At 64.4% G+C, this 10827-nt stretch carries 10 protein-coding genes; 5 read left to right on the top strand and 5 right to left on the bottom strand.

The genetic code is table 11. The features are described 5' to 3' along the window. Positions 1 to 55 precede the first annotated feature (55 nt). On the bottom strand, positions 56 to 1273 hold the full coding sequence (locus CWO89_RS14715) for a cytochrome P450 (protein ID WP_130579517.1): 1218 nt from the start codon (positions 1271 to 1273) through the stop codon (positions 56 to 58). 68 nt (positions 1274 to 1341) lie between these two features. Then, entirely contained in the window at positions 1342 to 1551 is a 210-nt protein-coding gene (locus CWO89_RS14710) for a ferredoxin (protein WP_130579516.1), read from the bottom strand. Positions 1552 to 1726: 175 nt separating this feature from the next. Here CWO89_RS14710 and CWO89_RS14705 point away from each other — a divergent pair, with 175 nt between their 5' ends. Beyond that, entirely contained in the window at positions 1727 to 2362 is a 636-nt protein-coding gene (locus tag CWO89_RS14705) for a TetR/AcrR family transcriptional regulator (RefSeq protein ID WP_130579515.1), read from the top strand. Between the two features lie 450 nt (positions 2363 to 2812). Here the strand turns inward: CWO89_RS14705 and CWO89_RS14700 are convergent, their stop codons facing one another. Continuing rightward, positions 2813 to 3838 carry a histone deacetylase family protein gene (locus CWO89_RS14700; RefSeq protein WP_130579514.1) on the bottom strand — a complete coding sequence of 342 codons (1026 nt, stop codon included), beginning with the start codon at positions 3836 to 3838 and terminating at the stop codon, positions 2813 to 2815. A 225-nt stretch (positions 3839 to 4063) separates the two neighbouring features. On the opposite strand from CWO89_RS14700, the gene CWO89_RS14695 reads away from it, so the two are divergent. The 3 genes from CWO89_RS14695 to CWO89_RS14685 are packed head-to-tail and all read left to right on the top strand — an operon-like array spanning position 4064 to position 7517. Next, a complete protein-coding gene (locus CWO89_RS14695) occupies positions 4064 to 5035 on the top strand; it encodes an ABC transporter permease (protein WP_130579513.1) in 972 nt (323 codons plus the stop codon). Then, positions 5032 to 5871, top strand: coding sequence for an ABC transporter permease (locus tag CWO89_RS14690; protein WP_130579512.1), 840 nt, complete (start codon positions 5032 to 5034; stop codon positions 5869 to 5871). Before CWO89_RS14695 ends, CWO89_RS14690 begins: the two co-directional genes overlap by 4 nt. A 2-nt stretch (positions 5872 to 5873) precedes the next feature. After that, positions 5874 to 7517 carry an ABC transporter ATP-binding protein gene (locus CWO89_RS14685; RefSeq protein ID WP_130579511.1) on the top strand — a complete coding sequence of 548 codons (1644 nt, stop codon included), beginning with the start codon at positions 5874 to 5876 and terminating at the stop codon, positions 7515 to 7517. On the opposite strand, the gene CWO89_RS14680 is transcribed toward CWO89_RS14685, so the two are convergent. Beyond that, positions 7502 to 8992 (bottom strand): flavin-containing monooxygenase, encoded by a 1491-nt coding sequence (locus CWO89_RS14680; protein ID WP_130579510.1) that lies wholly within the window; start codon positions 8990 to 8992, stop codon positions 7502 to 7504. The two genes, CWO89_RS14685 and CWO89_RS14680, sit on opposite strands and share 16 nt — an antisense overlap. 116 nt (positions 8993 to 9108) lie before the next feature. Further along, a complete protein-coding gene (locus CWO89_RS14675; RefSeq protein ID WP_130579509.1) occupies positions 9109 to 9558 on the bottom strand; it encodes a cupin domain-containing protein in 450 nt (149 codons plus the stop codon). A 254-nt stretch (positions 9559 to 9812) separates the two neighbouring features. Between CWO89_RS14675 and CWO89_RS14670 the strand changes: the two genes are divergently transcribed. Continuing rightward, positions 9813 to 10817 (top strand): AraC family transcriptional regulator, encoded by a 1005-nt coding sequence (locus tag CWO89_RS14670; RefSeq protein WP_130579508.1) that lies wholly within the window; start codon positions 9813 to 9815, stop codon positions 10815 to 10817. Positions 10818 to 10827: the final 10 nt, after the last annotated feature.

Raw genomic sequence — 10827 nt, 5'->3', positions numbered from 1 at the left:
CCACTACCAGCGTCCCCGGGTTACGCTGTCGCTCCACCCGGGCTACGCACTGTAACTAGCCCGCCCCGAACAGGAACGGCAGTGCGCGCGGGCCGCGGACGGTGCCTTCCGACCACGCCACCTTGCCGGCCGGATCGAGCCGGAAGTCGGGAATCCGCTTCAGCCATTCCTCGATCGCGACCATCATCTCCATGCGCGCGAGGTTCGAGCCGACGCAGCGATGGATGCCGAGGCCGAAGGCGGCGTGACGATTCTCCTTGCGGTCGATCACCACCTTGTCGGCGTCCGCGAACATCGCAGGGTCGCGATTGGCAGCGGGGAAGGACAACAGCACCATGTTGCCGGGCTTGACCGGGCAGCCGCTGACCGTGGTCTCCTTCACCACTTCGCGCGCCATCGTCACCGGGGAATAGGCGCGCAGGAACTCCTCGATCGCGATCGGCAACAATTCCGGCTGAGCAACCAGCCGTTCACGGTCCGCGGGCGTCTTCGCAAGGTGCCAGAGCGAGGAGCCGATCGCGCTCCAGGTGGTGTCGATGCCGGCGACCAGGAGCAGTCGCAGCGAGCCGAGCACATGGGCGTCCGACAACGGCTTGCCGTCCTTGTCGCGCGCGTTCATCAGCGTCGTGATCAGGTCGTCGGTCGGCTTGCCCTTGCGTTCGGCGATATGGCCCGCGAAATACGCACTCATCTCGTGGAGCGCGCGCATCAAGATGTCCTGATCCTTGATGCCGAGCTCGAGGATTTCGTGGATCCACTTGATGAAGAGGTCGCCATCCTTCTCGGGTATACCCAACATATGGGCGATGGCGCGCACCGGAATGTGCTTCGTGTAGCGCTCGGCGGCGTCGCATTTTCCATCGTCGATGAACTCGTCGATCAGCTCGTTGCAGATCGCACGGACCCGTGGCTCGAGCTTCTTCATCGCGTCGGGCGTGAACGGCGGCAGCAGCAACTGCTTGGCCGGCTTATGTTCGGGTGGATCGGAGGTGATGGGCGGCGCCGGCTGCGTGACCTCCGGCCGCACGTCGCGCACGATGATGCGGCGGGAGGAAAAATGCTCGGTGTCGTAGGCGACCTGCTTTACCGCCTCATAGGTGGTGGGCATGTAGCAGCCGAGGAAGCGGTCGGTGTGAACCACCGGCGAGGCTGCGCGCAACTGCTCCCAGATCGGAAACGGATTCTCGGTCCAGGCCGGATCGGTGTGGTCGAAATCACGGATCCAGTCGGTCACCGGCGGGTGTTCGGGCATCATGCTGACGGAATCGGACATCGGCAGTTTCCTTCCGCTGTGTTCGTTCAGATCAAGTGTGGATGAAGGCGGCGGTCCGACCGCGCGCCTCACTCCTCGATGACTTCGATCGCGAATTCCGGGCAGTTGGTCTGGGCGAGATAGGCCTTGTCCTCGAGGCCTTCAGGCACACGGCCTTCGCCGTGCTCATGGGCATTGCCGTATTCGTCGAGGTCGAATAGTTCGGGCGCGAGCGCCTTGCAGCGCGCGTGTCCCTGGCACCTGTCCTGGTCGACGTGGATCTTCAGCTTTGCGGACATGCGGGCGCTTCCCTCTGCCGCGCGCAGCATCGATGCCCGTGGCTCGATGCGCGGACTGGCGTTTCCTCTGCTTCTCGGCGGACGCGGCTTGCTTCGGCCACGTCTCAATTTGGAGCTATTACATTCGCGGTCCGGTTGTGCTGTCAAGCAAAAAGTTATAGCCTATCACATTAAGATGGGAACACGCCTCGCCCGCAAGCCGCAAAATGCCTATCACCATGGCGACCTCCGCGACGCCCTGGTGCATGCGGCATTGCAGGAAGCGGAACTCGGCGGCCCCGAGGCCATCAGCATCAGCGCACTCGCCAAGAAGCTCCGCGTCTCGCAGCCCGCACCCTACCGGCATTTCGCAGACCGCGAGGCGCTGTTGTCGGCCGTCACAGCGGAAGCCTTTCGCCAGTTCAACACGACGCTGCGCGATGCGATCGACGAACCGTCGAAGCGGACAAAAATCTCACGCTTCGCGCAAGCCGCCCTCGCCTTCGGCCTGCGCCGCCACGGCATCTACCGCCTGATGTTCGCCTCGCGCGTGATGGCCTGCTCGCCAAAGGAGAGCGAGCTGCACAGCGCCGCGATGGAGACGTTCGGTCTGCTGCTGGAAGCGCTGGAGTCGCCGGCGGTCGCCCTCCTGCGCGAGCGCCACGCGCTGCAGATCTGGGCCGCGCTGCACGGCGTCGTCATGCTCGCCGAGCAAGGCCTGCTCACCGGCCAGCTCGCCGAAACCACGCGCGAAGAACTGCTCGACGACATGGTCGCGCAGATCAAGCTGAGCCTGTCACTCGCCATCAAGGCGGCGGAGCAAGAGCGCTGATCTCTCCCCTCGTCATTCCGGGGCGCGCGAATCGCGAACCCGGAATCCATTGGGCCGCATACTCTGCGGTTAGATGGATTCCGGGCTCGATGCTAACGCATCGCCCCGGAATGACAGCCTCCGTCATTGCGAGCGCAGCGAAGCAATCCACGCCTCCGCTTGCGGCGCTATGGATTGCTTCGCTCCGCTCGCAATGACGTGCCAAGCACGCCGGTGCGCACGCGCCGTCGCTTAAACGGACTCCAGCGGAAGCGTGCCCACCATCACGAGCGGAATGCTTCATGGTGGGCACGCTTCGCTTTGCCCACCCTACGGCGCTTTTCGCGAGACGCCCGCCGGCTTCGCGGGCACGACGTCGTAGGATGGGTAGAGCGCAGCGAAACCCATCATTCGCGCCGCTTGCTCCGTCGCGATGGGTTTCGGTTCGCTCTACCCATCCTACGAAGTCCCTCACCTTGCTGCTTCAAACCCGCCGAGCACCGCGGTCAGATTGGCACCGAGGATGTCGGAGAGATAGCCGCCCTCCTGCACGAACACCGTCGGCAGGCCGATCCGCGCGATGGCGGCGCCGACGCGGCGGAATCCTTCCGTTGTGACGGCAAGGCCCGCCAGCGGATCGTGCTCGGAGGCATCGAGACCGAGGGCTACGACGAGCGCGCCGGGCGCAAAGGCTTCGATCGTCTTCTCCACCGTCGCAAGCGCCGTGAGGTAACCGTCGTCGCCGGTGCCGATCGGCAGCGGGATGTTGAGATTGGCGCCGAGCCCGGGACCCGTGCCGCGCTCATGCGCATAGCCCCAGACGAACGGATAGAACGAGGCCGGATCCGCATGGATCGACACCGTCAGCACGTCAGGCCGCTCGTAGAAGATGCCCTGCGTGCCATTGCCGTGATGGACATCGACATCGAGGATCGCGACGCGCTCATGTTTCAGCCGCAGATGCGCGGCCGCAACCGCGCTGTTGTTGAGGAAGCAGAAACCGCCGGCGATATCGCGATAGGCGTGATGACCGGGCGGACGGCACAGCGCGTAGACGGCGTCCTCGCCCTCCATCACCATCTGCGCCGCGGTCGCTGCGACGTCGGTCGCAGCACAAGCGGCCGCCCAGGTGCCCGGCCCGATCGGCGCGGCGGTATCAGCCGTGTGCCAGCCGAGCCGGCCGACGATATGGGTCGGATAGGTGGCGGCGTTGCGCACCGGATGGATGTTGGCAATCATCTCGGAACCGGAATCGCCGAGCGCCGACCAGGCGTCCCAGGCTTCCGCGAGGAAGCTCAGATATTCGGCGCTGTGCACCCGCGCCCGCGGCCCCTGCCCGAACACGGTCGGCTCGACCAGTTGATGCTTGCCCGCCTTCAGCCCTGCCAGCAGACGGTCGGCGCGCTCGGGCTGTTCGGTGGTGCGCTTGACGACGCCGCGGACCAGGAAGAATTGCGGATCATGGCTGCGATGCAGTTCGGTATAGACGGCCTTCACGAGGAGGCTCCCATCATTGGCAACAGGAACATCCCTTGCATAGAACCGCCGGAATCGCAAAGCGGCCCGGTTGCGAAAGGGATGTCCATGCTGCTGTTCATTCCTTAAGCGCCGATTGCCGAGAGTTTGACCTTGCCCCTCCAGGCCAGACCCGTTGAATCGACAGCGATGACCGCCTCCTTGATCCGCGGCTGTGTCGTCTCCCGAACGAGCTGAAAGGTTCCGATGCTCGGATTCATCACGCAACGAATTATGAAGGCGATCGTCGTGCTGCTCGCGATCGTCGTCTTGAACTTCTTCCTGATCCGGCTGGCGCCCGGCGATCCCGCGGTGGTGATGGCCGGAGAAGCCGGCGCCAGCGATCAGCTCTTCGTCGCCCAGCTCCGCGAGAAATTCGGGCTCGATCAGCCATTGCCCGTGCAGCTCTATCGGTATGTGAAGGGCATCGCCACCTTCGACCTCGGTTTCTCCTTCCGCCAGCAGGCACCGGTATCGCAATTGATCCTCGAGCGATTGCCGGCAACGCTGCTGCTCACCGGAACCGCGTTTGCGATCTCGCTGCTATCAGGCGTGCTGTTCGGAACATTGGCGGCGCGCCGCGCGGGTAGTTGGGCCGATACCGCGATCACGGTGCTGGCGCTGATCTTCTACGCCACGCCTTTGTTCTGGGTCGCACTGATGGCGATCCTGTTGTTCTCGGTGGCGATGGATTGGTTGCCGAGCTTCGGCTACGAGACGGTCGGCGCCAACTACACCGGCTTCGCTCACGTGCTCGACGTCGGCGCGCACCTGATCCTGCCGGCCACCACGATCGGCCTGTTCTTCATGGCGACCTACACCCGCATGACGCGCGCCTCGATGCTGGAAGTGAAGCGTCTCGATTTCGTCAAGACCGCGCGCGCCAAGGGCCTCCGCGACGCGGTGATCCAGCGCCGCCACATCCTGCGCAACGCGCTGCTGCCGGTGGTGACGCTCGCCGGCCTGCAGGCCGGCACGCTGGTCGGCGGCGCTGTGTTGACCGAGACCGTGTTTGCGTGGCCCGGCATTGGCCGGCTGATGTATGAGGCGCTGCTGCAGCGCGACTATAACCTCTTGCTCGGCGTCTTCGTCGTCTGCTCGGCGATGGTGCTGGCGTTCAACCTCATCACCGACCTGATCTACCGCTCGGTCGATCCGCGCATCGAGGTTGCGGCATGAAGCGGTTCTGGAAGCTATTGCTGCGCAATCCCGGCGGATTGATCGGCTCGATCATTCTTATCATCGCGATCGCGGTCGCGTTGTTCGGGCCGATGATCTTCCCGAATTCGCCCTGGCGCATGGTGCAGCGGCCGTTCCTGCCGCCGTTCACGATATCAGGCCTGCCGCTCGGCACCGACGCGCTCGGCCGCGACGTGTTCGCCGGCATCATCTATGGCGCGCGCGTCTCGCTGTTGGTCGGGCTGGTCTCGACGCTCGCTGCGCTTGCCGTCGGCATTCCCGTTGGCGCGCTCGCCGGCTATTTCGGCGGTCGGATCGGCGATGCCCTGATGCGCTTCACCGAGTTCTTCCAGACCGTGCCGAGCTTTGCGCTCGCGATCGTGCTGGTGGCGATCATGCAGCCCTCGATCGTTTCGATCGTGCTGGCGATCGCGATCGTGAGCTGGCCGCCGGTGGCGCGATTGGTGCGCGGTGAAGTGCTGTCGCTGCGCACCCGCGAATATGTCCAGGCGGCGATCGTCACCGGACAGACCCATAGCTGGATCATCTGGCGCGAGATCCTGCCCAATGCGCTCTCGCCCGTCATCGTGCTGGCCTCGCTGATGGTGGCGACTGCGATCCTGCTGGAGTCCTCGCTCTCCTTCCTCGGCCTCGGCGATCCGAACCTGATGTCATGGGGCTACATGGTCGGCGCCGGCCGCACCGTGATCCGGCAGGCCTGGTGGATCACGGTGTTTCCCGGCATCGCCATCCTGGTTTCGGTGCTGGCGCTGAACCTGATCGGCGAAGGCCTCAACGACGCGCTCAATCCGCGCCTCAATAAGGATGGGCGCTGAGCATGTCCGAGAGCAAAGCCGTCGTCGTCATCAAGGACCTCAAGCTGGCGCTGCCGCCCGGCGCCGACCGCGACTACGCCGTCGACGGCGTGTCGTTCGATCTCATCCCCGGCAAGATCCTCTGCGTGGTCGGCGAGTCCGGTTCCGGCAAGTCGATGTGCGCCCACGCGTTGATGGGCCTCCTTCCCGACACCATCGGCCGCGAGGCCGGTGAAATTCTCTTCGAGCGACAAAATCTGCTGCGACTGGATGATGACCAATGGCTCGGCCTGCGCGGCCGCCACATTGCCATGGTGTTCCAGGAGCCGATGACGGCGCTCAATCCGTTGATGCAGATCGGCGACCAGATCGCCGAGATGTTTGAGGCGCACAATCTGCTGACGCCGAAGGAGCGCCGGCAGAAGGCGCTCAATCTCTTGCGCGAGGTCGGCCTGCCCGACCCCGAACGCACCGTGCGCGCCTATCCACACCAACTGTCCGGCGGACAACGCCAGCGCGCGATGATCGCGATGGCGCTCGCGCTCGAACCGGCGGTGCTGGTCGCGGACGAGCCGACCACCGCGCTCGACGTCACCACGCAGGCGCAGATTCTGAAACTGATCCGCGACCTGCAGCGTCGCCGCAACATGGCGGTGATGTTCATCACCCATGATTTCGGCGTCGTCGCCGATATCGCCGACCGCGTGGTCGTGCTCCAGCACGGCAAGGTGGTTGAACAGGGCTCGGCCGATAATGTGCTGCAGCGTCCGCAACACGCCTATACACGCGCCCTGCTCGCCGCGGTACCCTCGATGGAGCCGCCGCAGCGTGCTCCCCTCGTCGACCGTCCCAAGGCGGTCGAGGTGATCGGCCTCGACAAGACGTATGTTTCCGGCGGCGGCTGGTTCCAGCCGGAGCGGCGCGTGCAGGCAGCCAAGGCGGTCAACTTCAACATCCTGCAGGGCGAGACGCTCGGCCTCGTCGGCGAATCCGGTTCGGGCAAGTCCTCGGTCGCGCGCCTTGTCATGCGCCTGATCGAACCAGACCAGGGCACGGTCCGCCTCGGCGATACCGACTTCACCGCGATCGGCGGCAAGGAACTGCGCAAGGAGCGCAGCCGCATCCAGATGATCTTCCAGGATCCCTTTGCCTCGCTCAATCCGCGCCGCAAGGTCGGCAACATCATCGCGGACGGGCCGATCGCGCATGGTACCGCCCCTGATGTGGCGCGGCAGCGTGCCCGCGACTTGCTCGGCATGGTCGGCCTCAACGCCAATGCGATGGACCGTTTTCCGCACGAATTCTCCGGCGGCCAGCGCCAGCGCATCGGGATCGCCCGCGCGCTGGCGCTCGAGCCCGAAATCCTGGTCGCGGACGAAGCGGTCTCCGCGCTCGACGTCTCCGTGCAGGCGCAGGTTCTCAATCTGCTCGAAGACCTCAAGGCGCGGCTCGGGCTGTCGATGCTGTTCATCACCCATGATCTGCGCGTCGCCGCACAGATCTGCGACCGCATCGCGGTGATGCAGCGCGGCGAGATCGTGGAGCTCAGGCCTGCAGCCGCGCTGTTCGCCGCGCCCGAACATCCCTACACGCGCGAGCTGCTTGCCGCCGTGCCCGGCCGGACATCGCCGAGCGAGGAGTCTGCCCGTCCTTATGCCACCGCGTGATAGTCCGGCGCTGAAGCAAGGAAGCGCGCATAGGCATCGGCATCGGGCGGCGTGAATTTTTCGGCGAGCGGATTGCGTCGGCGGATGGTCGTACCGATATCCGCCAGCAGCTCGTCGAAGTGGCGGTAATGATACGGCGCAACGCAAAGCCCACCATAGACGCCCGCCGCCGGCCGTTCGACACGTTTGAAGCGAAGCATCATCGCGATGTTCTCCTTCATCTCGGCGGCAGTCGGCTGCCGCGCAAGCTTGCCATCGGCGTAACGCACCAGCCAGTTGGCGGCCAGCTCGGCGCAAAGCACCGTGCAGAAGCTGGAATTGAATCCGACGAACCCCATATCCGGCAGATCCGGGTTGGCGATCAGGCGATAGAGCCGATACTGCCCGTCGGGCTCGACCAGCTTGCTGCGGTAGCTTTCGGGCAGGAACGGAACGCCAAGCTTGTAGCCGATCGCAAGCACCACCACATCCGCCGGCACGCGCTCGCCCCCGCTCATCACGATGCTGTCGCCATCATAATGATCGAAGGTGCCGCGGATCGCCTTGATGCGGCCATCGGCCACCATCGGATAGAAGCCGGGCGTTGCAATCGGCACCGAACAATTGACGCCGTCCTCGATCGGCCGCTTCGGCACCATATCGCATTGCTTCAGCTTGAGCTGGACCTTCAGAAGGCTCTCCAACCCACGCCAGTTCGCCCACACCAGCGGCTTGGCCAGCACATGCGCGAGCCGCGACAGCGGGCCGATGCCCCAACCCGGAAACATCTCTTCCTGGGCGCGGATGTAGAGGATGCGCTTGAAGTTGACCAAGCCGCCGACGAAATACGGAATGCGCCACACCGGCTCGCGATAGACGATGGTAACTTCTGCAGCGCCCGAGTTGACGGCGTTCACTGCAATGTCGGTCGCCGATTTCGAGCCGCCGAGCACCACCACTCTGCGCCCCCTGGCGATCGTCGCATCGTTGTATTGCGACGAATGCAGGATCTTGCTGCCTTGCGACTTGAACACGTTCTCGCCGCGCAGGTTGAGGGTTTGCGGCTCGTTGAACTGGCCGGTGCAGACTGCGACGAAATCAAACTCCTCGTGGCCCACGCTATCGTCGGTGCGAAGCGTGAGCGTCCAGCCCGGCTTGCCGTCGGCGCAGCGATCCATCGCCACGACAGTGGTATTGAACCGTATGGCATCGTCGAGCCCATGCTCGCGCGCGTAGTCGCGCAAGTAAGCGTAGACCTGCGGCCCCTTCGGCCATTCCGGATAGGAGCCCGGCATCGCCTTGTCGGTGTAGCGATAGAGATCTTTCGGGCTCTGGGTCTGGACCTCGGGATAGGACCGCGCCGGCTCCCACACGCCGCCGAGATCGCCGCTGCGCTCGACGATGGTCACCCTGTGTCCCCGTTCGGAAAACGCCTTGGCCGCGGCAAGCCCGGAAATGCCGGCGCCGACGATGCAAACATGCTTCTGCTTGACCATGTGGATGCTCCGGAAAATCAACAACCCGTTGGATTGTACGCACACGCCGCCGTCATCGCCGGATACGCTCCCGGCAATCCGCTGCTTCCGACGTTGGGCCCGCTACCAGGGCGAGGTCAGTCGTTGGCTTCCGGCGGCAGGAAATTCACCTCGTGCTCGGCGGAAATGCGCACCACCTCTGCCGGATCCTGCAGATTGTGCAGTTTGTCGAACAACTCCTCCAGCTTCTGCATCGGCGAGACCCAGAACAGCGCGCGCGCCGGCTTGTCCGATTTGTTGAAATAGCCGTGGGGAATACCGCGCGGCATGCGCACGAGATCGCCGGCCTCGGCCTTCACCCAGACGCCGTCGAGCTTGAGGTCGAGCGTGCCTTCCTGCACCAGGATGAATTCGTCCTGGGTTGGATGGATGTGCACCGGCACGAACTGGCCGGGATCGCTGTTGGTTTCGAATGCGAAGGTCGAGTCGGTGACCGCCTTGGGAAAATAGACCTGGCCCAGAATATTCCAGGTCTTGCCGCCGTAACCCGTGCCGCTCCGCGTAATGCCTTTCTCGAGCGCACCCATTCCGCCACCTCCATGTCTGGACTGCACCGCGCCTGTGAAGCTGTCGTCGGAGCGACGGCTTGTCTAGCCGATAAACGAATCCCGCGACCGCGAAGCATATGTTGCGCTGCAGGAGGAGATGTCGCTGCCCAAGCGCGCGGCAAACGCCCGCATAGCGATCGGGCAGGCTGCGCGCCGAAACTGCGTTTTCCCATGCCGAAAGATGCATTAGGCTCCCGATATTTTAAACCTCAAGCAACTCCGCGGCGGTTGCGATGAACGCAGGTGCCTTGACCAACACCCGGCTTGCGGATTTCGCCCGCGTCTCGACCGCCAGTGTCGATGACGCCGCCGAGGCGATCGGACGGATTTTCTGCCCGCATGAACTGAAGCCGATCGGCCATTCCGAGAACGACTTCAGCGCCCAGCACAATTGCGCAGCCTTCGACGGGTTTTCGGTGAACTATGTCGCCTATGGCGGATCGGTCTCGATCGATCCCGGCTGCCTCGACCGGTTTTTCCTGCTGCAGATCCCGCTACATGGTTGCGCGGAGATACGGACGGCGGCGCGCGAGGTGACGACTGCGCGTGGCGCCGCGGCATCGCTGCTGTCGCCGACCGTGCCGACGCAGATGACGTGGCGACAGGATTGCGCCCAGCTCATCCTGCTGCTCGATCGCAAGCTCGTGGAACATCGCGCGGCAGCGCTCGCTGGGACGTCGGCGAGAGCGGTCGAGTTCGATCCATCGGTCGACCTCACCACACCGTTTGGACATGCTCTTCAGGCAGGTATCTGCGATCTCGTGGAGAGAGCCGAGAGTCTTGGTCCGGCGAAGCGCCTGTCACCCCTGGCGGCAGCCGATTGGCGGGAACGATTGCTGAGCGCGCTACTCAACGGACAGCATCATGGTTTGAGCCGGGCGATCGCCATCTTCGAAGGCCGCGTCGAGACGCAGCCGATAGCGCTAAAGCGAGCGCGCGCCTGGCTCGAGGCCCAGGTCGATGAGCCGCTCGATCTCGTGCAACTCGCCGACGAAGCCGGCGTCGGTATTCGCGCATTACAGCTCGGCTTCCGCCGCCATTTCGGGACGACCATTTCGGCGATGCTGCAGGACATACGGCTCGCCCGGCTCAATGCCCGGCTGAAAGCGGCGCGGCCGGACGAACGCGTCGTCGACATCGCCTTCGATCTCGGCTTCACCCATCTGAGCCGGATGGCAAGTGCTTATCGCGCGAAGTTCGGCGAGAGCCCCTCGGCGACGTTGCGGCGCCTGAGCTGATTTCAAGCGA

It is taken from the genome of Bradyrhizobium sp. Leo170 (genome assembly GCF_004296405.1).
Taxonomy (GTDB): domain Bacteria; phylum Pseudomonadota; class Alphaproteobacteria; order Rhizobiales; family Xanthobacteraceae; genus Bradyrhizobium.
Note: the sequence above shows the minus strand (reverse complement) of the source record. Positions and strands in the feature narration are given on the sequence as shown.

What these genes read in the sequence shown, in the direction of transcription:
- CWO89_RS14715 (WP_130579517.1), bottom strand. Translation starts at nt 1,273, where the DNA reads ATGTCCGATTCCGTCAGCATGATGCCCGAACACCCGCCGGTGACCGAC.
- CWO89_RS14710 (WP_130579516.1), bottom strand. Translation starts at nt 1,551, where the DNA reads ATGTCCGCAAAGCTGAAGATCCACGTCGACCAGGACAGGTGCCAGGGA.
- CWO89_RS14705 (WP_130579515.1), top strand. Translation starts at nt 1,727, where the DNA reads ATGGGAACACGCCTCGCCCGCAAGCCGCAAAATGCCTATCACCATGGC.
- CWO89_RS14695 (WP_130579513.1), top strand. Translation starts at nt 4,064, where the DNA reads ATGCTCGGATTCATCACGCAACGAATTATGAAGGCGATCGTCGTGCTG.
- CWO89_RS14690 (WP_130579512.1), top strand. Translation starts at nt 5,032, where the DNA reads ATGAAGCGGTTCTGGAAGCTATTGCTGCGCAATCCCGGCGGATTGATC.
- CWO89_RS14685 (WP_130579511.1), top strand. Translation starts at nt 5,874, where the DNA reads ATGTCCGAGAGCAAAGCCGTCGTCGTCATCAAGGACCTCAAGCTGGCG.
- CWO89_RS14680 (WP_130579510.1), bottom strand. Translation starts at nt 8,992, where the DNA reads ATGGTCAAGCAGAAGCATGTTTGCATCGTCGGCGCCGGCATTTCCGGG.
- CWO89_RS14675 (WP_130579509.1), bottom strand. Translation starts at nt 9,558, where the DNA reads ATGGGTGCGCTCGAGAAAGGCATTACGCGGAGCGGCACGGGTTACGGC.
- CWO89_RS14670 (WP_130579508.1), top strand. Translation starts at nt 9,813, where the DNA reads ATGAACGCAGGTGCCTTGACCAACACCCGGCTTGCGGATTTCGCCCGC.